Origin of the sequence: Mesorhizobium sp. M1B.F.Ca.ET.045.04.1.1, from assembly GCF_003952465.1 — a bacterium.
GTDB lineage: Bacteria > Pseudomonadota > Alphaproteobacteria > Rhizobiales > Rhizobiaceae > Mesorhizobium > Mesorhizobium shonense.
On record NZ_CP034448.1, the window covers coordinates 7640518 to 7664830 of the forward strand.

Annotated in this window: 17 protein-coding genes and 9 pseudogenes; 15 read left to right on the forward strand and 11 right to left on the reverse strand. The window is 57.8% G+C overall.

The annotated features are described in order from the left end of the window. Positions 1 to 513 precede the first annotated feature (513 nt). The 5 genes and pseudogenes from EJ071_RS37590 to EJ071_RS37610 form a co-directional block, all read left to right on the forward strand. A pseudogene (locus tag EJ071_RS37590) lies at positions 514 to 1730 on the forward strand (arginine deiminase). A gap of 189 nt (positions 1731 to 1919) precedes the next feature. After that, positions 1920 to 3047, forward strand: a complete 1128-nt coding sequence (gene alr, locus EJ071_RS37595) for an alanine racemase (RefSeq protein ID WP_126102334.1) — start codon at positions 1920 to 1922, stop codon at positions 3045 to 3047. A 1379-nt stretch (positions 3048 to 4426) separates the two neighbouring features. Then, complete coding sequence (locus tag EJ071_RS37600; RefSeq protein ID WP_126102335.1) at positions 4427 to 4663, forward strand: hypothetical protein; 237 nt, start codon at positions 4427 to 4429, stop codon at positions 4661 to 4663. Beyond that, on the forward strand, positions 4660 to 5937 hold the full coding sequence (gene glyA, locus EJ071_RS37605) for a serine hydroxymethyltransferase (protein WP_126102336.1): 1278 nt from the start codon (positions 4660 to 4662) through the stop codon (positions 5935 to 5937). Before EJ071_RS37600 ends, glyA begins: the two co-directional genes overlap by 4 nt. A 3-nt stretch (positions 5938 to 5940) precedes the next feature. Further along, a pseudogene (locus tag EJ071_RS37610) lies at positions 5941 to 6614 on the forward strand (hypothetical protein); the annotation flags it as partial. 577 nt (positions 6615 to 7191) lie between these two features. On the opposite strand, the gene EJ071_RS39110 reads toward EJ071_RS37610, so the two are convergent. Beyond that, positions 7192 to 7386: a hypothetical protein gene (locus EJ071_RS39110; RefSeq protein ID WP_210211902.1), complete on the reverse strand. Its 195-nt coding sequence runs from the start codon at positions 7384 to 7386 to the stop codon at positions 7192 to 7194. A gap of 31 nt (positions 7387 to 7417) precedes the next feature. Between EJ071_RS39110 and EJ071_RS37615 the strand changes: the two genes are divergently transcribed. Further along, positions 7418 to 8122 carry a recombinase family protein gene (locus EJ071_RS37615; protein ID WP_210211903.1) on the forward strand — a complete coding sequence of 235 codons (705 nt, stop codon included), beginning with the start codon at positions 7418 to 7420 and terminating at the stop codon, positions 8120 to 8122. Positions 8123 to 8131: 9 nt separating this feature from the next. Here EJ071_RS37615 and EJ071_RS39935 read toward each other — a convergent pair. Further along, a pseudogene (locus tag EJ071_RS39935) lies at positions 8132 to 8368 on the reverse strand (IS110 family transposase); the annotation flags it as partial. A gap of 189 nt (positions 8369 to 8557) precedes the next feature. Between EJ071_RS39935 and EJ071_RS39115 the strand changes: the two are divergent. The 3 genes and pseudogenes from EJ071_RS39115 to EJ071_RS37635 all read left to right on the forward strand — a co-directional run. Continuing rightward, positions 8558 to 9511 (forward strand): ISL3 family transposase, encoded by a 954-nt coding sequence (locus EJ071_RS39115; RefSeq protein WP_210211904.1) that lies wholly within the window; start codon positions 8558 to 8560, stop codon positions 9509 to 9511. Continuing rightward, complete coding sequence (locus EJ071_RS39120) at positions 9475 to 10152, forward strand: transposase (protein ID WP_348628125.1); 678 nt, start codon at positions 9475 to 9477, stop codon at positions 10150 to 10152. Before EJ071_RS39115 ends, EJ071_RS39120 begins: the two co-directional genes overlap by 37 nt. A 255-nt stretch (positions 10153 to 10407) precedes the next feature. Then, positions 10408 to 10707: pseudogene (locus tag EJ071_RS37635) on the forward strand (IS21 family transposase); the annotation flags it as partial. A gap of 109 nt (positions 10708 to 10816) precedes the next feature. Here the strand turns inward: EJ071_RS37635 and EJ071_RS37640 are convergent. After that, positions 10817 to 13426 (reverse strand): HAD family hydrolase, encoded by a 2610-nt coding sequence (locus EJ071_RS37640; RefSeq protein ID WP_126102337.1) that lies wholly within the window; start codon positions 13424 to 13426, stop codon positions 10817 to 10819. 378 nt (positions 13427 to 13804) lie between these two features. Between EJ071_RS37640 and EJ071_RS37645 the strand changes: the two genes are divergently transcribed. Continuing rightward, positions 13805 to 14179, forward strand: a complete 375-nt coding sequence (locus EJ071_RS37645; protein ID WP_126102338.1) for a hypothetical protein — start codon at positions 13805 to 13807, stop codon at positions 14177 to 14179. Between the two features lie 31 nt (positions 14180 to 14210). Further along, positions 14211 to 14885: pseudogene (locus EJ071_RS37650) on the forward strand (transposase); the annotation flags it as partial. On the opposite strand, the gene EJ071_RS37655 reads toward EJ071_RS37650, so the two are convergent. Together EJ071_RS37655 and EJ071_RS39940 are read right to left on the reverse strand one after the other, a co-directional pair. Then, positions 14878 to 15312 (reverse strand): transposase, encoded by a 435-nt coding sequence (locus tag EJ071_RS37655; RefSeq protein WP_245460392.1) that lies wholly within the window; start codon positions 15310 to 15312, stop codon positions 14878 to 14880. The pseudogene EJ071_RS37650 and the gene EJ071_RS37655 overlap by 8 nt on opposite strands. A gap of 9 nt (positions 15313 to 15321) precedes the next feature. Then, positions 15322 to 15622: pseudogene (locus EJ071_RS39940) on the reverse strand (leucine zipper domain-containing protein); the annotation flags it as partial. 130 nt (positions 15623 to 15752) lie between these two features. Here EJ071_RS39940 and tnpA point away from each other — a divergent pair. The 3 genes and pseudogenes from tnpA to EJ071_RS37670 all read left to right on the forward strand — a co-directional run bounded on the left by tnpA (position 15753) and on the right by EJ071_RS37670 (position 18582). Next, complete coding sequence (gene tnpA, locus EJ071_RS39945) at positions 15753 to 16226, forward strand: IS200/IS605 family transposase (protein WP_245460133.1); 474 nt, start codon at positions 15753 to 15755, stop codon at positions 16224 to 16226. Between the two features lie 347 nt (positions 16227 to 16573). Further along, on the forward strand, positions 16574 to 17269 hold the full coding sequence (locus EJ071_RS37665; RefSeq protein ID WP_126102339.1) for a hypothetical protein: 696 nt from the start codon (positions 16574 to 16576) through the stop codon (positions 17267 to 17269). Positions 17270 to 17560: 291 nt separating this feature from the next. Further along, positions 17561 to 18582: pseudogene (locus EJ071_RS37670) on the forward strand (IS110 family transposase). Between the two features lie 390 nt (positions 18583 to 18972). Here EJ071_RS37670 and EJ071_RS39950 read toward each other — a convergent pair. Then, positions 18973 to 19600 (reverse strand): annotated as a pseudogene (locus tag EJ071_RS39950) (transposase); the annotation flags it as partial. A gap of 106 nt (positions 19601 to 19706) precedes the next feature. Further along, positions 19707 to 20630 carry a LysR family transcriptional regulator gene (locus tag EJ071_RS37680; protein WP_126102340.1) on the reverse strand — a complete coding sequence of 308 codons (924 nt, stop codon included), beginning with the start codon at positions 20628 to 20630 and terminating at the stop codon, positions 19707 to 19709. Positions 20631 to 20874: 244 nt separating this feature from the next. Between EJ071_RS37680 and EJ071_RS39955 the strand changes: the two are divergent. Beyond that, positions 20875 to 21114, forward strand: a pseudogene (locus EJ071_RS39955) (transposase); the annotation flags it as partial. A gap of 329 nt (positions 21115 to 21443) precedes the next feature. On the opposite strand, the gene EJ071_RS37690 reads toward EJ071_RS39955, so the two are convergent. From EJ071_RS37690 to EJ071_RS37705, 4 genes are all read right to left on the reverse strand, one after another. Next, positions 21444 to 22259 (reverse strand): hypothetical protein, encoded by an 816-nt coding sequence (locus EJ071_RS37690; RefSeq protein ID WP_126102341.1) that lies wholly within the window; start codon positions 22257 to 22259, stop codon positions 21444 to 21446. A 26-nt stretch (positions 22260 to 22285) separates the two neighbouring features. After that, complete coding sequence (locus EJ071_RS37695; protein ID WP_126102342.1) at positions 22286 to 22474, reverse strand: hypothetical protein; 189 nt, start codon at positions 22472 to 22474, stop codon at positions 22286 to 22288. Positions 22475 to 22597: 123 nt separating this feature from the next. Continuing rightward, positions 22598 to 22936: a hypothetical protein gene (locus EJ071_RS37700; RefSeq protein WP_126102343.1), complete on the reverse strand. Its 339-nt coding sequence runs from the start codon at positions 22934 to 22936 to the stop codon at positions 22598 to 22600. Next, on the reverse strand, positions 22936 to 24180 hold the full coding sequence (locus EJ071_RS37705; protein WP_126102344.1) for a Zn-dependent hydrolase: 1245 nt from the start codon (positions 24178 to 24180) through the stop codon (positions 22936 to 22938). Before EJ071_RS37705 ends, EJ071_RS37700 begins: the two co-directional genes overlap by 1 nt. Positions 24181 to 24313 lie beyond the last annotated feature (133 nt).

Here is a 24313-nt window from a genome sequence, read left to right on the forward strand (position 1 = left end):
GCGTGACAAGGATTACCCCATAAGGTTCCACCAGTCGGTGGAAAAGCGTCCTTCGCGGGACGATGAATGAGGTGAGTTCGCGAGGGTTGCAGTACCGGTCACATCACAACGATCAGGACGCCAATTCTTCTGATCTCCATCAAGGCGACGGCCGAGCGCCGATCCCGCAGAGAAACGAGGCCCTGCGAAAGACCTCAGAAGCCGGCGAAGCGGAAAGCTCGAGAAGCGCTTGACTTACCGAATCTAGAAGCAACCCTCGGACGCGCAGTGCAATGCGAGCCACCTCACCGGCAGAAGCGGACATACGGTCTTACCCTTTGTAGGGAGTCGGACAAACCTGTGAGCCTACCTGCCGGACGCGACAGTCAACCTCTTGATCATAAGTCGTCTTTGGTCGGCATACTTGTTGCAGGCGGAGGATTACTCATTCGCACATCAACGGAGCCGCCTATGTCCACGCAAACGATTTCATTTGAAAGCTATTCGCTGGCCACTGGCAGTCAGGACGGCCATATGACGACCTTAGGGGTTCATTCAGAAGTTGGCCGGCTACGCGAGGTCCTTGTTCATCGACCAGACCTTAGCCTCCGCCGCCTTACACCGAAGAACTGCAAGGGCTTCCTCTTCGATGATGTGATTTGGGTCGAGCGTGCGCAACAGGAGCACGATGCCTTCGTGGAAAAATTTCGTGAGCGCGGTGTCGTCGTTCGTTCTTTGGGCGACCTGCTGTCGGAAACTTTGGCGTTGTCCGACGCCCGCGGCTGGCTCCTAAATCGACGCGTCTGTCCTTCAGCCGTCGGCCTGGATTTCGCCAATGAGTTGCGGAGCTGGCTTGACGAGATGCCGCCAAGTCAACTCGCAGCCTTGCTCATTGGCGGGATCGCGCGTGAGGATCTTGACTTTAAGCCGCACGGGCTGACTGGGCGAACATTAAAGCCCGAGGATTTCGTTCTACCTCCTTTACCGAACCAGCTTTTTACGCGTGACAGTTCATGCTGGATCTATGGCGGCGTCTCAATCAACCCCCTGTATTGGCGCGCTAGACGGCCTGAGGCAGAAAACGTTGAGGCAGTCTATCGCTTCCATCCTCGATTTCGCGACGCTAGCTTCACACGCCTGTTGCCTGATCGAACCAACGGTGCGCTCAGTCTTGAGGGGGGGATGTGATGCCAATTGGTGACGGTGTTGTTCTAATCGGTATGGGTGAGAGGACCACGCCGCAGGCCGTCGAGGCATTGGCGCGCGCTTTGTTCAAGGTCGACAAAATCACTCGCGTTATTGCGGCTCTGATGCCCCGGGACCGTAGCTTCATGCATCTCGACACCATCTTCACCTTCTGCGACCGAGACCTGGTGACGATTTACCCGCCCGTGGTGGAGGGGCTGCGAACGTTCACTCTCCGCCCGGGCAATTCTGAGGATACGGTCGATGTCACCGAAGAGGATGAACCCTTCTTGTCTGTGGTGGCCAAGGCCCTAGGAATTAAGGCTCTCCGAATAGTGCCTACCGGCGGCGATCACTATGAAGCGGAGCGAGAGCAATGGTCCGACGCAAATAACGTAATTGCGGTCGAGCCGGGCGTTGTCGTTACCTACGACCGCAACGTCAACACGAATTCATTGCTGAGTCGCGCTGGCGTTGAAGTGATAACGGTCGAGGGCGCAGAACTCAGCCGTGGACGAGGTGGCGGCCGTTGCATGACTTGCCCGCTAGCACGCGATCCCAGCTAGAGGGAAGTACTCGCAATGACGATCCCCTTCCTAGTCACCAGCCGCACTGCGGAAGGCGAACTTTTAATACATTGGCCAAGCGGGCGCCGCAAAAGTTGTTGCTCGCCCGTGTTCTACTTCGGATCGCAACCAATAAAACCAATAAAAGAATGCGATGCTTCTCGATCAACCTGCAGAAGGGGGTAAAAGATGTTGTCCATCCCGCAGCGCGCGGATGCTGTGCTAGAAGTCAATCTGGCGGCAGTTCAGGCAAATTTCCAGACTGTGTCGGCCATGGTCGGACCACATGTAAGGGTGGCAGCAGTCGTTAAAAATGACGCCTACGGGCTTGGTATTATCGAGGTCACAAGGACGTTGGCCGCCGCCGGATGCGATCTTTTTTTTGTTGGAGATCTCCACGAAGCGATGGCCATAAGAAGTTCCAAGATAGGCGCGACGGTTGCGGTTCTCTGCGATCAATTTACGACGTTGAGGAAACACTATAGATCCAGCCGGATTACACCTGTAGTGAATAACTCCGGTGAACTGGGTGCTATTAGCGCTGCGGGCGAGGCGCAAACATATTTTCTCAATGTCGAAACCGGCTTCTCTCGCTTCGGGCTTACTTTTGACGACGTACGCAGAAATTATCTTTCCGGCACTTTTAAGCGGCACCCCCCCTCAGTCGTCCTCAGTCACCTCGCTTGTAGCGATCGCGTTGCCGACGCAATGAATGTGTTGCAGAGTAATCGCTTTCGGGCGATCTCCAATCTGCTTAAACCTGCCCGTTGCAGTCTAGCCGCATCCGCCGGTGTTTGGCTCGGAAAGAATTTTCATTTCGATATCGTCCGGGTGGGTTCAGCGCTTTTTGGTCTCAACAACGCCGGCGTTCAACCGAACCCTCTTATGCCCGTCGTAAAACTTCAGGCAAATATACTCGATGTGCGCAATGTGCCCAAGGGTGAGGCGGTCGGTTATGGCGCGACATTTCGTACGGTTCGAGACAGCCGCATAGCGATCTTGGGTATCGGTTACAAGCATGGCCTTCCATGGGCCTGCGGAAACAAGATATCCGTCCGGTTTGCTGGATATTCGGCTCCTCTGGTCGGAAGAACGTCGATGGACTCCACCGCGATTGACATAACGGACGTTCCTGAGGCAGTTTGTCTTCCGACCGTCTCGGTCGAATTGCTGGGTGAGAGTTTCACCGTGAATGATCTCGCGGCGGCCGCTGACGCTTATGCTCCGGAAGTGCTGATGCGCGTCGCCGCCGGGTGCGCAAGACGATACTTGAATGTGCCCTCTGCACTGCGATCTTCAAGAGTTAGGACTGATTAATTGCAAGCCCGGGTTCGAAAGCGATCGGCTGGGGAACCATGTATTACAGCTGGGTCAGGCACCGTTTCCACTCTGCGGTGTCGTCCTCGGCCAGTTCAAGTCAACTGACGGGGACCCGCCGCACCGGCTGTGGCCGGTAGCGACGTTGAAGCCCTGCATACTGGGTGCTCGATGCCGACTGGTTTTGAGCCGATACTGCCACGTCGTCTATGCCATTACAGCGGCGGAGCCATCGACAGCGCTCTCCTCGCGCTCATTGGGCATGACTTGGCGAAAGCGACACGCGAAGTATGGTTGTGTCAGATATTCACCACCTTACGCCCGCGATGCCCGCCCGCCTTCACAGCCGCGCGGACTGCCCAGTGAGTCAGTGAGTCGTCTCGTGTGATCGGCGAGCGTCCCCTCCACGAGCTTCTCGACCGGCGCAAACTGAAGTGGTGCAATGCTCGGGCATGTCTTGTCGCGCAGCAAATTGTTAATGACGCCGTTCCCGCGCCGCCACACGCCCGATCTTCGACTGGCTGACTACCACGATCGCGGCGGCCCCAGACCACCAACAGAGTGAAACGTGCTCGCCAGAAGCAGTTGACGCAACGTTCCATTGAATGGAAATATTAATGTCATATATCTTTACAAGTATTTTGCCTACAATCGCAAAAATTTACTATCGCCGGGGTTTCAAGATAAGACCGAACTTGCTACACGGATGCGAGAGAGTTATTGCAAGGAAGAAGCGTTTTTATATACGGCGATCTTCTGGCGATCAATTTGCTAGCCTGCCTTGAGGCGTTGGTGCCGCAAGAGGCGAAAAGCGCCTGGCTTGGTCAAAGTTTTCCCGCAATATCTCCGGTAGTCTTCATTCTGTAGGAGCTCATCCAACATGAGAATAATGTCGTTTAAGCCGGGCCATGACGGCGCAATTGCAGCACTGGATGCGTCAGCAGCCGAACTCATCTATTCATACGAGGCTGAGAAGGATAGCTTCCCAGATATTCGACCATCACTCCATCAGCGGTCCTCGACGCCGCTGGCCGCTTGCACGCCATTCCGGATGTGATTGCCGTGAGTGGCTGGTCGATCACGGAAATCCCGGGCCACAGCCCCGTTGCGGCAGGCTACTATGGCCTTGGCAACGGATCGGGGATTGTCGGCGAGACATCTATCTTCGGCAGGAAGGTGCATTTCTATTCCTCAACGCACGAACGCTCCCATCTCTGGGGATCCTACGGCATGTCGCCGTTCCCCTGGGAATGCCTTGTTATGCCCTGATTTGCGAAGGTGACATCGGCGATTTCTATGAGGTCGATGAGCGACTGTAGGTAGCTCGTTTGGGAAGGGTAATAACGGCTCCAGGTAGCGGGTATGCTCTTCTCTATGCGTTGGCCGCCGATCAGAAATTCACCTTTCCCAAAGAACACTTGCGCTTCGAAGACGCCGGCAAGGTAATGGCGCTTTGCGCCTATGGGCAGCCCGGATCGCCTGACCGGAACGAGCAGGCGCTGATTGATTACCTGCTTCCAAGCGATCTGTACCCGCTGTCCAAGGAAAATCTGCGGAATTCGCCCTACTACAACATTGGCGCGTCCTTACCAGGTCCAAAGGAGACTTCTGCATGAAAGCAAAGAGATGGTTTTTTGAGGAGCCCCTGGCCCAGGCAGATCCTGAACTGGCACCTTTAATCTCAGCAGACGAGTCGAGGCAACGAAGTCAGGTAGAATTGATCGCCCCGAAGAATTACATGAGTAACGCGGTCCGTGAAGCGATGGCATCGATGGTGGTATTCACCACCGTTGAGGGCTATCCGGGAAAACGGTATCATGCTGGTGTCGAAAACGTCGATGCCATCGAACGCCTTGCCATAGAGCGAGCCAAGGCGATGTTCGGTGCAGGACATGCAAATGTGCAGCCCCATTCCGGTAGCCAAGCTAACCAGGCAGTGTACTTTGCTTTACTCACACCCGGAGACACAGTGTTGAGTATGGACCTCTCCTCGGGGGGGCACTTGAGCCACGGGTTCAAGTCCAACTTGTCCGGTCGCTGGTTCAAGACAATATCATACGGGACAACACCTGAGGGGTTCATCGACTACGATACGATGGAACAGCTCGCTCGCGAGCACCGTCCCAAGCTGATTATTGTAGGCGGCTCATCCTATCCTCGTGCTATCGATTTTCCTAAGGTATCAAGAATCGCTGCGGAGGTTGGCGCAGTCACACTCGCCGATGTATCCCACTTTTCCGGATTGATAGCTGCAAAAGAGTATCCGAGCCCGTTTCCTCACATCGACCTGGTAACCACAACGACCAACAAAAATCTACGCGGGCCGAGGGGAGGCCTGATAATGTCTCGCGACGCGGCTTTTGGTAAGAAAATCGATTCAGCGGTATTCCCCGGCATTCAAGGCGGGCCGTTGCCCGACGTTATTGCTGGCAAGGCCGTCTGTTTCGGTGAGGCCCTTAAGCCCGAGTTTACCGAATACGCTAGACGGGTACTGAGCTGCGCGCGAACTCTGGCGAACGGCTTGAGCGCACGTGGGTTCAAAATCGTCACAGGGGGGACAGATACGCCATTCACGATGGTTGACCTCAGAACGCGTGGGCTGACAGGCGATGCCGCGCAGAAGGCATTGGAAGCTCATGGCGTGACAACGAACCGCAATCTTGTGCCACAAGACAGGGAGCCACCGAATGTCACCTCGGGGCTCCGGATGGGAACGTCCGCAATTGCAGCTCGTGGAATGGCTGATCCGGAAGCATCTGAACTGGCAGAGATCATTGCCAACGTTTTAGATCGACTTGCAGCGAATCCAGGCCAAGGGCTGGAAATCGACGTAAACATTGCCGAACGAGTGTTGACGCTGGCGGAGAGATTCCCGCTATACCCCACCTAACCAGTGGGGCAAATTAGCGTGTGCGTTGTCGATGCAAGCGGCAAGATCGTTCGCGAGAGCAAGGTGGCCAGCGAGCCGGAGGCATTGATCGCCTGGTTTGCCTCGCTCGGCTTTGACCTTGTGCGGATCGGGCTGGAGGCCGGCCCGCTGTCGCATGGCTCTACGCGGCGCTGGCAGCACAAGAGGTGCGGGCGCAAGCTCATCCAATCGAAGCTGAGAGACGTCGAGAACAGTGTGCGCAGCATTTTGCGTGGCTTCGGGCTAAAGGGCGGCAAGACGACGCCGCGCGGCTTTGCCCGAAGCATCAACGAGCTGGTGGTCGGCCATGCGAACCTGAAGATGGTCGCCGCGGGACTGCTTTCGGTGCACGCCGTGATCTTGCGCGGGTTCCAGGCTTTCGAGAAAAAGGTTCGCGCGCTGGTGCGCCTCGATGCCAGAGCCAGGCGGTTGATGTCGACGCCGGGGGGTCGGTCCGATCGTCGCGCTCATCGCATCAGCAAGATCGGCGATGCTGCGGTACGACGGCGCTCTATGAGGCCGCCCACATCATGCTGGTGAAGCCGCTCAAGGGCTGCACACAGCTCAAAAGCTGGGCGATGCGGATCGCCCGACGCGCCGGAATGAAGAAGGCCAAAGTGGCGGTCGCCCGCAAGCTTGCGGTCATCCTCCACCGCCTGGCACGATGTTGTCGGCGACCCAAGCAGAGCAGGATGCCCCTGTCATTGATTGGCTGGTGTCTCACATCACGGTGGTTGACCGTCGACACGCGCTCTGTGGACAGCGGTTTGAGGTGGCATCACTTCGGTCGGGGCGCGGACCTGCCTTTGTTGTCATCCGCCTGCCGGATGGGCGGTTACGCAATATCCGCCGATCAGCGACGGATTTGTCGCGCGCTATCGATGATGATGAACATCGTGGCGCGACTGAAAAGTTAATATCCGTTAGAACTTTGGTTGCTTTAGTGTATTATGTGCGAATCACCTTCGGTAACTCAATAGCGAGTTGCAATGGTTGCTCATGCATTAGCACTTCGGATGGCGGTATCTCTTCCGGAGGCCAGCGTTCCACTGGTAAGGATCAAGCGAGACTCGCCCAGCCTTTGGAACGATCTCCCACCGGTATGTCAGCACCAACTTGCGCAGATGCTTGCGACTCTGATCCGCCGGATGCCGCCGACCGCGCCGGCGGTGAGGGAACGGTTTGATGTTGGCCGTCCCGGGTAATTCTGACGAGCGGCTCACGGCCGTCCGGCGTTCAAAGTTCGCTTACGTTTATGTACGCCAATCCTCGATAAACCAAGTGCGCCACCATCAGGAAAGCACCGAACTTCAGTACAGCTTGGCAGACCGAGCCGTCAGATTGGGCTGGCCGCCGGATCGTGTCGTCGTCATCGATGAGGATCTTGGAAAATCGGGAAACGGCCAAGTCGAGCGCCTTCCAACGGCTCATCGCCTAGATCGGGCTCGGCAACGCGGGTCTGGTGGTCAGCCTCGATGCATCTCGATTGGCACGCAATAACCGAGATTGGCATCAACTCCTCGAGTTGTGTTCATTGTTCGGCGTTATCATCGCTGATGGCGAGCGCCTCTACGATCCCTGCGCTTATCACGACCGGCTGCTGTTAGGGCTCTCGGGGATCATGAGCGAAGCAGAGTTGCACCAGATCCGCATCCGCCTGCATCAAGGGGAGCGGCAGAAGGCGGCGCAAGGCGAGCTTCGCATACCGCTGCCAGGTGGCTTGGCGTACAACCGCTCAGGCCAGATCGTTCTCAATCCTGATGAAGAGGTGCAGGCTCGACTGTGTCTGGTCTTCGACAAATTTACGGAGCTTCAGACCGCACGGCGCGTCATCCGTTATCTGCGCACGCACGACCTACGCATACCTGTGCGGCCGCTCCGCGGGCCGGGACCCCATGAGTTGGTATGGCGAGACGCCACCATCGCCCGCGTCCATCATATTTTGCACAACCCAGCCTATGCCGGCGCATATATCTACGGCCGGCGCCGAATAAATGCGGTCCGCCAAGGTCCGGGTTCGCACCGCGCAACCTCGAAGGTGGCCATTGACGACTGGGAGGTTTGCATCAAAGACGCACACCCTGGTTATATTGACTGGGAGGAGTTCATGGCCAATCAGCGCCGCCTCGGCCGGCCACCGCGGCGCGCCGCGCAAGGGCATTTGTAGCGCGACATCATAAATCGGCGGGATCAAACGCACGTCGTGACCGAGCGCCGCGATCTCGCGCGCCCAATAATGCGAACCGCCGCACGCCTCCAAACCAACCAAACACGGCGGAAGCTTTTCGAAAAAGCCCAGCAGCTCGGCTCGACGCAGTTTGCGATTGAAAATCGGCGCGCCTTCGGCGTCGGCGCCATGAATTTGAAAAACGTTCTTGGCCAAATCCAGGCCGATGGTGCTAACCTGCTTCACGGAACGGCTCCCTTCCTTGTGGCGTTGCTCGCAACGACCACGTTTAGCACTTAGATGCTGTCGGTAGCGGGGCCGTTCCACACCATCAATCTGGGGATCTTCCGCATATTTGGTGCAGGTGCCGGGATTCACGGGCGGTGCGAATGAGTCCATAGAGTCGGAATCGCAGTCGACGCCGGTGATTCGCCCGTGCTCCATGCCTTCCGCTCTCTGGTCTCGACCGAGCTTTCGATTGTCCAATTTCCTCCACGGGCCGACAAGGTGGTGCTTGTAGCCCGGCCGAAGGCGACAGAATCGTGCTGTCCCTCCTGCGGCTGCCGAACCGGCCGCGTCCACAGCCACTACATGCGCCGGGTGGCTGATCTGCCGTGGCAGGGACGGGTTGTCGAAATCCGGCTTCACGCCAGGCGGTTCCGTTGCGCCGATCCGCAATGCGGTCAGCGGATCTTTACGGAACGATTGCCGGAAACGGTGCAGCCGAGAGCGAGACGCACCGCCCGCCTCGGCGAGAGCCATCTGGCGATTGGCTTCGCGGTCGGTGGCGAATCCGGCTCGCGCCTGTCGCGCAAACTGGCCATGCCGGTAAGCGGCGACACGCTGCTGCGGATGATCCGCGCAGCCGGGTTCGAGCCGCCGGCCGCGCCGCGGGTGGTCGGCATCGACGACTGGGCCTGGCGCAAGGGGCAGCGCTACGGAACGATCATCTGCGATCTGGAGCGCAACCGCGTGCTCGATCTGTTGCCGGACCGAAATGCCAACACGGTCGCGTCATGGCTGAAACGTCATCCTGGCATCGAAGTCATCGCTCGCGATCGCGCCGGCGTTTATGCTGACGGCGCCCGTCGCGATGCTCCCGATGCAACGCAGGTCGCCGACCGCTGGCATCTTCTCCAGAACCTGGGCGAAGCGTTGCGTCTGGCCCTCGGCCGCCATCGCAAAGCGGTCAGTGCCGCCGGAAAGGCGATGATGGCCGAGATGAGTGGCGATGACGACGCCAATCCGGAACCATCAGTGGAGACTTCCCCGAAGCTTGATGGCCTGCGCCGGTCGCGCCGCATCAGCGCAGTGAACTCTATGCTGAAGTCCTTGATTTGCGGACGACCGGCATGTCGCCACGACAGATCGCGCCCCGGACCGGCATGAGCGTGAGAACGGTCGAGCGCTGGCTTGCAGCGGGCGGGGAGCCCGAGCACCGGCGCCCGCCCGCGCGCTCGGTTCTCATGGATCCTTTCCAGGAGTATCTCGAAGGACGCTGGCAGGAAGGCCAACGCAACGGGTTGCACCTGTGGAGCGAAATCAAGCGCCGCGGCTTTGCAGGCAGCAAGGCGACCGTCTACAGGTGGACGGCCGCCCGCCACCAGTGCTCATCGGCCGCTCCGCCAAATGCGCGATGGCGGTCGCCGTCGCGCCGAAACTGTGCATGGCTGCTGAGCGAAGACCCGACTTTGCTCGATGAGCAGACCGAGCAATTCTTGGGCCATCTCTATGACTGCGCGCCGGAGCTCTTGAAGGCGGGTGACCTGGCTCGACGTTTCGCTGCACTGATACGCGGTAACGATGATGCTGTCCTCGAGCAATGGATCGAGGAAGCCACGGACAGCGAACTGGCTTCCCTTGCAGCAGGCATCGGCCGTGACATTGCGGCTGTTCGGGCCGCCATCACTCAGCCCTGGAGCACCAGTCCCGTCGAGGGACATATCAACCGTCTCAAGACCATCAAACGCCAGATGTATGGGCGCTCCGGGTATGCGCTGCTGAGAAACAGGCTGCTGGCAGCCGCCTAACGACCGTAGAAACAGACGGGGCAACCAAGGGAACGCCGCCCCTGCACCAAATATGCGGAAGATCCCAATCAGGATGAGAATGCCGGCGGATTGGAACGCAGGGAGGGCGTAGCCCGACTGGAGTTTCAATCCGCCGGCGGCACGTTCCTTTCGGGGGGCGTTTGTCTGGTGATCACGGTCGGCCGGGTATGCCGGTGGTTTTTCCTATTGGGGAGGAATCACTTTGTGCCCGGCCGCCACGTAACCGATCACCAGATGAGGCTTTTCATGAAGTTCCGTCAGACCAATACGACGGCCGTCGCGGCGGCGAAGGCGTCGATCAGCATCGCCACGGCCTATCGCCTCGAGAAGGATTCGAGGCGGCCGTCACAAAGGAAGACGCCGCGGGAACGACGCCGTCCTGATCCGCTCGGCGATATTTTCGGTGCCGAGGTCGTGCCGATGTTGCAAGCGGCGCCCAACCTTCGATCCGTCGCCATCTTCGACGAGATGATCCGGCGTCATCCCGAACTTGGGGCCGGCATTCGCCGGACACTGGAGCGGCGCATCCGCTCACGCCCGGGAAGACCTGACCCGCCGCTACGAGGAACTGTGTGGCCACTACGGCATGACGGCGACCCGCAACAATGCCGGCCTCGCGCGCCGGCGGCACCATCTTTCCGCGTTACTGCGAGGCGCCTAGCCTTCGCGGCGGATCAGATGCCCTCAAAACCAATGGGCGAAAGATCACATGATAGTAATGAGGCGTTTTGAACTGCTGCAAATCAACGGGACATATTGTCGCGACACTTGCCTGTGACAGGCACTGGTAAATCTCTCCCTCCCGGTTGATTTCTTCCAGATCGAGAGAGCTCGACACATCACTACACACCCTTCTTGCGTTATCTAAAAGTCGTATACCCTCTATCTGCAACCATACGTAGCGCTCTCCCAGAAGCATTTTCAAACTGGTGCCGCTTTCATATGGCAGCATAATGGAGAAATATCCGTCATGCAGATGGTGCGCTCTAAGCAAGAAGACCTTGGACTCTCGTATGCTCCCTATCGAGACTTTCAGAGGTGAAAACCGCACATTCATATCTTCTGGTCTTAGATCAAGTTGAAATCGTTTTTGCACCAGACCGCTGAAGGCGAAGTCAAGCCCCAAGCTGCGCGCTTCAAATGCACCCAGCCGATAAGGTGAGGGCAGGCACCTTACATTCTTCCAAGCACTGTCTAGATCATAGAGCGTCTTCGTGCCATCAGGCCCCATAAACTTGTCGTTCTGGAAGCCCTTGAAATATTCCAACTCCGCTTCGGTAGGCATGTAGCCATGACGAAATAGAGCTGCGTGGGCGGCCCGCTGCAAAATAGACAACTCGTGCGTCACACCAGACTTCGTAAAAAACAATCTCGCATCGTTGATGAACCGCAAGCATTCATCTTGAACTTTGGCAACCTTATCGTACTGCCTCTCGCTAAGTTTGATCTCATCGAGAACTGGCTCGCCGTCCAAATCATAGTCTACAACCATTCCTTCCTTTAGGATGCAACATTGCTCAAATAGATCATATTTCCAACAAGACGTAGTAATAAGTGCTTTTCCGTTCGCAGGGCGGTAAGGTTCGTCGGAACCCACCAGATAGCGTCCAAGTATTTCCACCTTCAATTCTTCTTTGAATGTCCGAGTCAAATATTCCTGCGTTCTGCCGTAAATGCCTTGGTCCGCCAAAATAATGGTATCGCCTTCCTCTACCTCCAGCTCCTTTGATATATATCGCATTAAGCGGGCACGCAAATCAGAGGAGTTCTTGAATATCAACTCCAACACATCGTCGTCGCGCAGCAACTGATGGAATGCCGTTTTCGGCTCGGCAGATTGATTGGCGATCCGTATTAATAATTCAGTCACTTCCGGCGGAAGCAGAAGCTGTTTTGCAGTGGTATGGAAATCGTCAACTTGGTGTTCGATATCGCTGATGTAATAATCGACATCGGCGCGGGTTTTGAAAGAGGCCGCAATAGCAAGAAATTTGCGGATTCGTACCAGTTTGCCGACGGGCTCGCGCGCATAGGCCTCACACGCAGCCGAAAGAAGATAAGCGTCACGCAACAGAAAGAAGACTTTTACTCGCTTGCCCTGCTGTTTTAGTGCCTCCACCTCGTCCATAAGAAAACGGGCATAGGCGTATAGCACCGGGCCAAACGACATGTAGCCGATCAGCGTCTCAGGCGAGTACGGCTTCAGGTTCGCTACAGAAAAAATTGGTCGAAATGGACTATAGCATGGCAGAACAACTGATTCCGGTGCTGCCTGATCGAGTACAATCAACGATGATGCCGCGTGCTGTAGGCGCAAGAAGTTTTCGACCTCACGATCAAACTGCAGGAAATGCAGCGCACGTACTCCCAATTTCCGTGGCGCTTGCGCATCGGCTACATCATTATCGCCGATGTGGAGTAGTTGCGATGCGGGCACGCCACAATCCTTGATTACAATTGGAAAAAGGGCATCGCTCTTCGACGTCCCATAATCGACAGAGCAGTAAATCTTGCTAATTGACTGCATAACGTCCTCAGGCAAATGCCGAGCCAAGAGGCGCCGTAACTCATCTTCGCGCAAATACGTATCGCTCACGATGATAATTTTGATACCACGGGCGTTTGCCAGCCTGATCAGTTCTACGTACGGTGAGAATGCAAAACAAACATCCATTTCAGTTCGGATTTCCGCCTCGGCCAATAGCTCCCGTTCCTCACCAGAAAGCGATGTAAAAAACCGATAGATATCACCGAGATCGATCTCCCTCGATCCGTTCTCTAATGGCTTCGCTCGATACGCACGCGCAGCAGCGCTAACGCGTTGGTGAGGAGCTATCCCTAACCTTCGCGCGACGGGATTATCGGCCAGCACGGCAAAAACGTCCTTAGGTGTCGCTGTCTTGCGCCATAGCAACGTATCGAAACAGTCAAGCGAGAGTACCTTTACTGAATCCCCAAAATCGTCAAGAATTGTGAGAATCTCGTGAACATTGATTTTCGTCCTGTGGTGAGTATCACGCATGTTGCTCGGGAGCAGGCAATCCTCCGGTTTGCGCCGTTGGGTGGTCTTTCCTGTCAGACTACCCCCGCCTACCATCGCGTCAGGGTAGAGGTCGTCTCCGGGAAGACGCGTCAAGATCTCGCCAAACGGGTCATGACCCAACAGATTTTCCAAACGGAACTTGTCGGAAGACTGTTGGTCACCATTGGTTTGCCTTATCTTGGCGGTTAATCGCTCCAGTATATGCTGCATATGGTATCTCCTTCGCGCGAGCGTAATCTTCCTGGGGGAGAACTTCTCACTTGATGTGCAAGCACTGGCGTCGCGCAACACATCAATGAACGTTCCAAAATTCATGCCAGCCGGCTGATCGAGTCAAGGAAGACTTTTTTCGTTGCTTTTCAGACGTTTAGGCTGAGCGGCACAAGAGAATGGTTAAATAGCTCTTTTGTGCCGAATCCGACAAACCTGACAGAGTCGGGGCCTGGTCCGACCGCCATGGCACATCGGCAAATCGCAGCAGCGTTGCGTGCGTTAAGTTTATGTAGAAATCACCTGATGATGTGGTCGTCCGCCACGGCACGGCACACCGTTACCAACTCAGACGCCAAGCACGGCGGGTTTTGGAGTATGTCTGCCACCGACTGGGGCATTCGTATGGCGTGTCATTTCGCCCTCGCCAAGGAACTGACCCGCAGTTCCTTGGCGATGCCAGCAGCGTACGCCATCGGCATAGCCGGCGCGCCGCCACAGGCCGGCACCGATGAAGGCGGCCACCAAACCATATTCAAGCTTTTCGCCCAGCGTTTGATGATTTCGGCAGCTTCCAACGCCCTTCCGGTCGGCCCAGGCGAGAAGGGCGTTCGAGGTGAACTCTCTGCCATAGCGCCTACGGATGAAGGATCGGCGGCGACCAAGAGAGCGGTGCGCGCAGCTTTTCGCTGCAGGCGCGCACGCACGGCTGTTGAGACGGCCATGGCTAGTCAAAGTTTCTCTAGAATGTGAATGTACACAACCCATTCCGGAGGTACCGACCATGCCCACTTTAGATTCTACACCCGCCGCCGCGGTGCTGGTGGCGATCGACATTGCCAAGGTGCGCAATGAAGTCTGATCGAAGCACCAAGCCACAAGCGCCGGCGTCGGCTTTTGGTCCTCAACACCCGTTGCTGAGCACGACCATCTGATCGAAATGCTGCAGGCGTGCGCCGCCCTGTGGTCTGCGCCTTTGACGCGACGGGAACTGTCACCGGCCGATAGCATGGCGCCTGGCTGAAGCCGGTTTTGAGGTGCGGCTCGTGTCGTCGCTGGCGCTGGCCCGAACACGAGAAGCGTTGCACAACGGCTGGGACAAGAACGATCCAAAGGATGCCAGGCGATCCTGAACATGCTCAGGATCCAGGCGACACAGGCCTACCCTGATCCGCTGAGCGCCGGCATCAACGACCTGCAAGAGCCGTCGAAGACCCATGAAGCGATCGCCAGGGCCGAGACCGAGATCCAGGACCATATCCTGATGCACTACCTGCCGATGCATTTTCCCGACATAGATCGCTTCCGGGGGAACAGCCGCAGCGATTGGCTTTTCGCCTTCCTCCGTGCCTTTCCGACCCCGGCAAGCACGTAAATGTCCGTTAGGATCTGTGTCTTGCTGACTTTGCGGCCGACGACGTCCCACGCTGCTGTTACAAACTCCTCCTTCGTCAGCGCCGTGATGGGCCGACGAGCTGTTGCGGCACATCCAGGATTATCGGCTCCTGCGCCAGATGGCCGAAATGGTTGCCTCGATAAGCGCTATCGGCAAACACCTCGCCGGGATCGTCCGGCAGAGCATCAGGACCGGCCTTGCCATCGTTGATGTTGGCAGGCGTGACTGCGATCTCCTCGACCAGAGCCGTGTCAGCGTCGGCGCCGACATGGGCTTTGAAGCCATGAACCGCTGGCCGGCCCTTATGCTGGACCCAATGGCCCTCTGCATCATCCTCACTGGCCGAGGCGATGATCGTCGCATCGACAAGCGTGCCGGTCTTCACACGGATCGCTTTGACCTTGAGCTGGCGGGTGATCTCGTCGAACAGGGTCTTGTCCAGACCATGTGCCACAAGGGCTGTACGAAACCGCACGATGCCGCCGCCCACGAGCCGATCGGCCCTCTCGATGATTTGGGGGACCCTCGTTATCGACAAGCCATGTTCCGGCGCCAGGTCGACGAAGCGCTCGGCCACGGCCTGTTCGGTCAGGCCCGGCATGACGATGGGCCGAGACGAGCGGTCGACCATGCCGGCCCGCCCTTCGGTCTTATAACGCTCCGACCTAGCGCGCCACGATCTTCGCCGACACGCCATAGACGCGCGCCGCATGGGCTTTGGAAAAAGCGCCTTCTATCACCAACAGCGCCATCTCCTCTCGACGCAGCGGCGTGAGACGGGCATTCTTGTGGATGTTCATTCGGACCCTCCGGTGGATGCTGAAGCCTGGCAACTCCAGTCTCCTCGGTCCGGTCCGAATGGACAACCTCCCGAAAGCTCACAACTAGATGGTTGTTCATGCCGGGTCGATCAACCGAGACCATGTACATATGCTCGTGTCGATCCCGCCGAGCCTGTCGGTGGCGCGCGCCGTGCAGCACCTGAAAGGGCGCAGCTCGCACAAGCTGCTGAGCGAGTTTGCGATATTGCGTAGGCGCTACTGGGGCCAGCATCTGTGGGCGAGGGGCTATTGGGTTACCACGAGCGGCAACGTAACGGACGAGATGTGGATGGAGTATATCAAGAAAGGCGGTGGAGCATTCACAAAGGCTTCGACCAGGGCGACGTTCCTATCGACGGTCGGGCTAAACCCCCAACAGGCTCGCAGCTTTTCGATCATTCCGTACAATCAGCGAACTCCTGTTCTGATCGATGCGGCCGATGGTGAGGTCTATCGGGCCGATGTTGATCTGATCTTCCGGGTCGCGACCACCGGCAGGCGCCGCCAATATCACATCCCGGACCAGCCGCCGGTCTCTGCCGAGGCAATGCTGTCTCGGGAGAAATGGCACAAGTTAAGCTGACGGCGCGGCGCTGAAGGTCGGCTGACATGTTTGTTCGCGGCCGTTGCGGATGGTCATAAGCACCATGGCCTGTCGTCGGGCGCCAGATCGGCTGCAGGCTTAAGCAGTACGACATCCAGATGGAACGCCTGCTATCCGATGTCGGAGCTACGACATTCTGTCCGGCACGCGACACGTGCCAGACGGGATAACCAAGACAAATCAGCACTGGGCGTTTGGCACGCGTTTTGAACGCGTCACCTGGTCAAGGGTCAGCGCCATGGCTCGCTCCGTCGAATCTTCGTAACGACAGTGCCAGCCGACAATATTGGTTCCGTGCGGCGGTGGTGCAGAAAAGGCGATTTACAATGAACATTCGAAATTTGACGAAACTGGCCAATACGCTCGGAACTGACAAGGGCGATGAGGTTTACCACGCCCATGGCTACACCAGCTTTTACTCATTTCTGTTCGAGGAATTCCGGCACGAACCTTTCACGATGGTCGAGATTGGACTGCAGCGCGACGACTGTGACGATCCCAAAGAACTGCTTACTCGCAAGGTGGAAGACATACCGTCGATCAAGACGTGGTTGGAGTTCTTTCCGAAAGCTAACATCGTCGGCTGCGACATTTCAGATTTCAGTGCTTTCAAGATAGAACGCTTTCGTTTCGAGCAGCTGGACATGGGGGATCCGGCAGCTCTGGAACGCCTTGCCGGCTCACTGCCGCCCGTAAGGATCATCATCGATGATGCCTCGCACGCCGCCTACCATCAGCAGCTTGCTCTAGCAAAGCTTTTTCCTATCGTCGAACCGGGCGGCTTTTACATCATCGAGGATCTGCATTTCACGCCCCTAACTGCCGCAAGATTGCCTTCCTGTAACCCGACCGCTGCCGTAGTCGAGACGTTCGAGCACTCGCGCCAGCTCGACATTGCCTTCCTGTCCCCCATCGAGCGCAGAAACCTCGAGACGTCGATCCGAAAGATGTTCATCCATCGCAACGACAAAGGCGGCGTCAGCCGCTGGGTCATGAAAATGGTCGCGTTTGAAAAGTATTAGAGCGCCGAGCACGCAGCTTCTGCTCGCTAAAGGTGATGATCAGATATTGGTCGAAGCTTCAATCTTTGCATTGATATAGCGTCACTATGCCGCATTTGCAGCATCAGGCTTACGCATGATGGGGCCGCGCGAGGCCGATACCGCACTTTTCAGACGGCCATGGCTTGGCGTCGACGGATCCGAATTTGTGCTGCCGAGCGGTTGGTCTGGGATGATGGGTGGACGGCCCCTTGCGGCATCGAATGTGCCAAACTGGGCTGTGATTAACCCCAGCGGAGGAGACCGTCCGACATGCAAGCTATCAGATTTGGAATCGATTTGGCCAAGAATGTGTTCCAGGTGCACGGGGTGGATACGACTGGGCGGGTGGTGGTACAGCGCCAATTGCAGCGTGCGCAAGTGGTGAAGTTTTTCGCCGCCCAGCCGCCGGCGCTGATCGGCATGGAGGCCTGTGGCTCGGCCCATTATTGGGCCCGCACGCTCAGCGCGGTCGGCCATGAGGTCAAGCTGATGCCGCCGGCCTATGTAAAGCCCTATGTCAGGCGCAACAAGAACGATGCCCGCGACGCGGAAGGCTGTTGCGAGGCGGTGAGCCGGCCGAGCATGCGTTTCGTGCCGGTCAAGACGGTCGAACAGCAATGTGCCCGAGCCCTGCATCGCACGCGTGACCTTCTGGTGCGCCAGCGCACGCAACTGGTCAACGCCATTCGCGGGCTGCTCTACGAGATGGGTCTGATGAGCGCCAAGGGAGCTGCGGGCATCGAGAACCTGCTGCAGCGCATTGAGACGCAGGAGAAGCCATCCCCGCGGCGTTGTTGGCCTGCCTGGTGCCTCTGGCCGGACAATGGCGGGCGCTGGATGGCGAGATCGGCAAGCTGGACAAGCAGATCCTGGCTCAGGTCCGGCAAAATCGGGCAGCCCTGCGGCTGATCAAGGTTCCGAGCGTCGGCCCGATCACGGCACATGCGACCATCGCGGCCATCGGCGATGGCTGTCAGTTCGCCTCGGCCAGAGACTTCACCGCCTGGGTGGGCCTGACCCGCAAGAACCATGACACGGGCGGCAAGCACAAATTGACAGGCCATATCAGCCGCGCCGGCGATGCGAGCTTGCGACGACTGCTCATTCTCGGCGCCAGTTCCTGGCTGCGTCAGGTCAGGGCCAAGCCCGACAAAGGCTCGCCCTGGATCCGTGGCCTATTGGCCAGGCGGCCGGTCAGGGTCGCGGTCGTCGCCCAGGCGGCCAAGACCGCCCGCATCATCTGGGCGATGCTGAGCTCGGAACAGGAATACAGGGCACCGGCTGCGGCTTAAGCCGCAATCGAAGGCCCTTAACAGCGTAGGAGCAAAAGGCAGTACGGCAAAATGGTCAGGACCTGGGTCGGGACACTCCGCCTTCGTCATCGCGATACCAAAAGCGCGCTGGGATGATTGGAACCCGATCCGCGTAACCCTTGAGGGCCAGCGGTCAACAACGCGACCGCATCAAAAGGCCGAATACATGACCGCTCCAGACTTGCGCCGTATCTGCTAATTGCCTCTTGCCTAAGAGGGGCCGTCCATACAAGACGAAGAGATTTCGGACGGCGGAGCGGAGAAGATCCACACGAAATGCTGCAATGAGCCGACCTACCAGAAACCTGTCGCGCTCTCCCGTTCCGGAGGGAGCGGGAAAAAGCTGGGGGCTTTTTTCCCGCTCCCCCACAACGCCGTCCGCGCCGCCAGCATCGCACCGATCACAATCTCCAGAGCGACGTGCCCTGCTGTCAGTTCCCGGATGCGCGCCTCAAACTTTCCACGACTGACCTCTCCGACCTTCAGCCCGTAACCGCACAAGATCCCACGGATGCTCAGTTCAACGTCGAGGAGCTTGCCTTGCAGAAGCTTGCGTCCAACAAGAAGGGCTCGGGTATCCTTGCAAGTCACCGATTTGGCATGAACCGGGCGGTACCATCCCATCCGCAGCAGTTGGGCGATCCCGCGTGCATCTTCCGGTCGGTCTTCACCGTCATTGCCGAGAGCGCCGCCTTCACGTGCCGCGTCTCGAGCAAAACCGCATCGTGTCCGGCGGCCACAAGTCCGGCATGTAGCCATTGCGACAATTGCCCGGCCTCGAGCCCAATGCGGCCGACAGATAATTCCAGTTCGTCGAAATAGCGACCAGTGCCTCGGGCTCGCTGGCGATGTTGATCTCGCGCACGATCGTTCCGGTCGTGTCCACAATGCACACGCTGCTCTCTTCCAGAGAGACATCGATTCCCACATATGTTCCTGGCTGTTCCTCTCATGATGCTTGGAGCCGATCGCTCGGACTCCGTTTCAACACCATCATTCTGAGGGACAGCCACCCAACCTGGCTATGCTCGCGAAGGCCGGCCCATTACGGCATCTAGCCGATTGATGGGACGCTCGATGATGCAATGCTGGGTGCCACACTTTCAGGACATCTCGGGATAAAGGCCCAGAAGCTCGTCAATCAGGTCAGCAAATTTTTGTTCCGGAGGGGTCAGCGCGCTCAAGTTGGAGGAGATGAGGTAGACATCCGCGCCGAGCGGCTCATCGAACAGCCGCAACGGCCACAGTCGCCCCTGGGCCACGTCGTCGTGGGCGGTGAGAACGGGCAGAAGGCCTATGCCCAGACCCGATATCAGCATTCGGCGCACCTCGTCGAGCTCGTGGCTCCATCCGCTAACCCGACGTCCAAGACCAAGGCCTTCTCGCAGAAAGATCATCGGCTCGAATCCGCTCCCATCATTGGTGCAATCGAAGGCAATGAAGGGCTCTTGTTGAAGCCTGCGGACATCCACCTCCTGAACTCCGAATAGAGGGTGTTCGGCGCCACAAAATATGCCAAAATCTTCGCGGAATAAGTGGCGGCATCGCAGCGTCGGCATTTTTTTTGTCAAAAGACAGATGCCGATGCCAGCCTTGTCCATTGAAATCTGTCGCACGATGTCGAGCGAGGTTTTGATGTCGATATGCCATGTGACCGACGGGTATCGCTGGTGATACAGCCGGAGTGCTTCGTCTACAAGCGTGGACTGTAGCCGAGTAACCATGCTGAGTTTCAGCTCCCCGAATTCGTCATTGCTCCCGTCCCGAGAGAGAATGCCGATTCGGTCAACGCACCGGGACATCTCCGAACATTCCTGATAAATCTGTTCGCCACGTAATGTCAGCGCAAAATGGCGAGGGTCGCGGAAGACGAGCTTGCAGTCGAGTTGATCCTCGAGTTTTTGCAGCGCAAGGCTCACGGAGGGCTGGCTCATTCGAAGACGTTTCGCGGCGCCGGTGATGCTCCTCTCTTCAGCGATGATGCAAAAACTGCGCAGGAGATTCCAGCTCAGCTCATTCGTCCCCATTTGGAATGCTCCGCAAAATGCATCCGACTTCGTTGGGTTTGCAGTCGTTGTTCGCCTCGATTGCACAACAAGATAGCCTATGCAAACCCTTCAATCCTCCAGCAGCCGTTCGTGGACGGGACCCGAAGCCATGTGGCGCGCCCAGCTACCCGGCCGGCGTGGAGCGAACGACGTGTCCAATGCGCATGCATAGATCTTTTCGCCATGCAATGTCAGCGCAAATCGTGGAACACGAGCTTGCTGCTCCGGGAAGCGGACCGGACGCGCCTTCATCCGCGGCGGCCGGGCCAATGTCCGCTAGGCACTCTACATGCCGGCTCTCGTTGCCATGCGGTGCAATCCCGATCTCACGGCAAAATACGACCGCATCAAAGCCGTCCGCAAAGCCGCGAAGGTCGCTATCACCCCCATCATGCGAAAGCTGATTATTCTCGCAAACGTGCTCCTCAGGGACGACCGGAAATGGGCGCCATCCCTTACTTGACCAACACGGATGCTCTAGCGGTTCTCCATTGGCGCTGGAAGCCACCGCAGAGTCATCGCTTAAACGAAGGAGGTGTGGTCGCGCAGGCACCTCGCATCTCGAGACATGGGCCGTCGGCCGGTGGGCAGCTGGAAGGTTCGCTGCGCACCAGCTTCCTGTCTGCGCCGCAACGCAGCTAGGATAAGATGTGGTGATAGCCCCGATCGTTGGCTTCACGGCAACGGCCAGGGCCGACGCTACTGCGCCCAAACCGACCGCTCCTTCGCGACAGTCACGAGCGGGGGAAAGACCTCTGGTTGCAATCGGCGACCACTGGTTTCAGCTCACGGCTACTGAATATTCCCGAGTAGCGTCCCCATGGCAATAGTCATTGCGCTAGTATAGCTATCGAGATCCTTTACCTCAAACAGAAAGCGATTTGACTCTGGACCGGCGTCCGTCCACGTCGTCACGCCACTCGGATCGCACTTGATGTCGACGGGGCGGAAGCCAAAAACCGCATCGTCTGCGTCGGACCCCGCAATGATCTTGCCCGCCTTGTCCACGACTTGGGACACCATATGGAAAAAGCCGGCGGTGGACCACATGCTGCGGTATTCCTGCATGGTGCGCCAGGCCGGTGCATCGCTCCGAGGGGCCAGCAGCGGCTGTAGGTAGCGCGCATCCGTTCGGGACTCGAGGGAATAGGTGAAGTAGCTTTGCAGGGGGGGTGACAACTTTGTCAGAACGTCGCCCTGCTTGAAACAATAGAAGGTCCCGAACTTTTGGACCTTCCTGTCCAGGTATTCGTCAGTTACCGTCTCGAAGCATGGCATCCAATAAATCGGGCACGGGATGTCGAACGTGGCGGCGTAAGCGGCCGCATTGAGCACAACATTGTACTCTACATCTCCCTGCTTCGCGAGATCGGGATGGCCCGCGCCCGCGTTGAGGTAGATCCCGGCACATTTGTTACGGAAAAGATCCGGGTCAAGCTTGGCCGCAATGGCGAGATCGCGGCAGGAGCCGACGATGCTGATGTGGGCCGGCCCTTCGCTGTCGCGGAGATAGTCGAGGAGGAACTCCGCGCCGGCGCGGTCGCGCTTGGGTAGGGCAGCAAGTGACGCCCGGTCATGCGTGTAGGGAACGGAGCAGCCGACCGCCATGTGGGTCGGCAACCCCGTAAGGTAGCTTAGCTGCGCAATGCCGGTGACGTCCGGACTGCGGCCTGGAGTGTCATAAGGGGGAAGTCGACCAGTACGCCGCCGAGCTCCAGTTGGCCCGATGCGGCAAGAGCAAAGACGCAAGCAAGGTCCCAGTGATCGTCCGGATCGAGACTGGGGCGAAACAGGTCGGTCTGGTGAAGCAGTCTTATGGTCATGCGAATCCTCCTGATTATTCTTTGATGCCCGACATCGCGACCACCGCCAAAAGTCGTGTGATATGTCGCACTGCACTTAAATGGGTTCTGCCTCACTTTGTGTGGCGGGATTATCCTGTGAGATCAAAACTCATGAAAGATGACCATGCATTCGAAAAAGCACTGGCTCCGGGCAGCGGCGTGAAGGTCTTGCGCGTTGTGCGAATGGGCAAGGACGGTTGGAAGGTATATGCCTCGATACCGGAAAAAGGATCTGTCCGGGTTGTGTGATGCGATCACGCCGGCGCCACGGTTGGCGCCATAGACGCCTTCAGGACTACCCGGCGCCTTTTTGCCATCCGGCAGGTCCAGCTCAAGCACCTGACGCGCCGGCGCAACCGTCCTGGCGGCAACGAATGCTCGAAGTTTCTCGATCAGCCCCTGTCGCCGTGCGTCGATCTCTGCGTGGTCGAAAAGCTGCATCAACGATCCGCCCTTTTAACGACGGCGTGCAGAAGCATGTTGAGGCCGGCGAGGAAGTCTCCCGGCTCACAGGATTCATTGTTGTTGTGGGTGATCCCATCCTTGCAGGGTGTAAAAATCATGGCGCTGGAGCAATGCATCGCCATGTGGTAGGCGTCATGGCCCGCCTGAGAGCGTATATCGCACCAATTATAGCCCTGACGGACTGCCTCATCACGGATGCTGTTGATAAGTTCCTCGTCAAATATGTCACCTCCCCAGCTCCATTCGTCCTCAATCACGGCAACACAGCCAGCCATCGCGGCGCTGGCCTTGGCGGCACGACGCATCTTTTCCGCCATGACCCTGGCGGTAACAGGATCGGGGTGTCGTACATCTGCGACGCATTCAGCCGTTTCAGAAAGTATGCCCGGCTTGTTCGGCCAGGCGGCGAGGCGCGACCCAGTGGCCTTGCCGTCGTTGATCGCGAATTCCCAACCAATGTCGTCAACGGCTGTCAGAAACCTTGCTCCGGCGATCAAGGCGTTGTGACGGAGGTCCATCGGCGTGGGGCCGGTGTGAGCGGTTTGGCCGTCGAAGCGGACACGAATACCGTGGCTCGGGTAAGCGCCAGTGACAACCCCTACCTCGCGCGCCTCGGCATCGAGGATCGGCCCTTGCTCGATGTGCAGTTCGAAATAAGCATCGATCTCCCCCGCCTTGCAAGGCTTGTCGCCCTTGTAGCCAATTCTTTCAAGCTCATCGCCGAAACGCTGGCCGTCGTCGGCAATCAGTTCATAGACCCAGTCGCGTTCGTACTGCCCGACAAAACAGCCCGATGCCACCATCGGCGGAGAAAACCTCGCGCCTTCCTCGTTGGTCCAGTCGACTATAACAATGGGCCTTTTAGTGACATGGCTGAGATCGTTAAGTGCACGCACAAGCTCTAGCCCGGCAAGCACTCCGGCAATCCCGTCGAAGCGTCCGCCGTTGATTTGAGTGTCGAGATGGCTGCCGATCAGGATAGGTGGCAGTTGGTTGTTTCTGCCGTCACGCCTCGCGAAGATTGAGCCGAGTTCATCGAACTCGACGCTCAAGCCTGCCTCACGGCACCAGCCACAAAATAGATCGCGCATCTCCCGATCTGAGTCGGTGAGCGTCAGACGCGACAAGCCTCCCGGACGGCCTTTGCCAATGTTGGCGGAAGCTTCGATTGTCGACCAGAAACGGTCGAGGGACACACGAGCCTCAGAGCAAATTGTCATAGATTATTTCTTTCAAAATAGTGAAGTCAGGTGGCGCCAATTAGGCCAGTGATACCTCGGCCAACACGATCAGCGGCGGACCCATCGATGGCACACAGAATGGTGTGGCCCCTCAGTTCGATGCCCAACGACG

Bases quoted from the DNA above. Each gene is read 5' to 3' on its own strand.
- glyA (WP_126102336.1), top strand. From the start codon at position 4,660: ATGAAAGCAAAGAGATGGTTTTTTGAGGAGCCCCTGGCCCAGGCAGAT.
- EJ071_RS37700 (WP_126102343.1), bottom strand. From the start codon at position 22,936: ATGCAGCTTTTCGACCACGCAGAGATCGACGCACGGCGACAGGGGCTG.
- EJ071_RS37645 (WP_126102338.1), top strand. From the start codon at position 13,805: ATGTCTGCCACCGACTGGGGCATTCGTATGGCGTGTCATTTCGCCCTC.
- tnpA (WP_245460133.1), top strand. From the start codon at position 15,753: ATGCTCGTGTCGATCCCGCCGAGCCTGTCGGTGGCGCGCGCCGTGCAG.
- alr (WP_126102334.1), top strand. From the start codon at position 1,920: ATGTTGTCCATCCCGCAGCGCGCGGATGCTGTGCTAGAAGTCAATCTG.
- EJ071_RS39120 (WP_348628125.1), top strand. From the start codon at position 9,475: ATGTCGCCACGACAGATCGCGCCCCGGACCGGCATGAGCGTGAGAACG.
- EJ071_RS37665 (WP_126102339.1), top strand. From the start codon at position 16,574: ATGAACATTCGAAATTTGACGAAACTGGCCAATACGCTCGGAACTGAC.
- EJ071_RS37690 (WP_126102341.1), bottom strand. From the start codon at position 22,259: ATGGCGGTCGGCTGCTCCGTTCCCTACACGCATGACCGGGCGTCACTT.
- EJ071_RS37705 (WP_126102344.1), bottom strand. From the start codon at position 24,180: ATGACAATTTGCTCTGAGGCTCGTGTGTCCCTCGACCGTTTCTGGTCG.
- EJ071_RS39110 (WP_210211902.1), bottom strand. From the start codon at position 7,386: ATGAGCCGTTGGAAGGCGCTCGACTTGGCCGTTTCCCGATTTTCCAAG.
- EJ071_RS37680 (WP_126102340.1), bottom strand. From the start codon at position 20,630: ATGGGGACGAATGAGCTGAGCTGGAATCTCCTGCGCAGTTTTTGCATC.
- EJ071_RS37695 (WP_126102342.1), bottom strand. From the start codon at position 22,474: ATGACCATAAGACTGCTTCACCAGACCGACCTGTTTCGCCCCAGTCTC.
- EJ071_RS37640 (WP_126102337.1), bottom strand. From the start codon at position 13,426: ATGCAGCATATACTGGAGCGATTAACCGCCAAGATAAGGCAAACCAAT.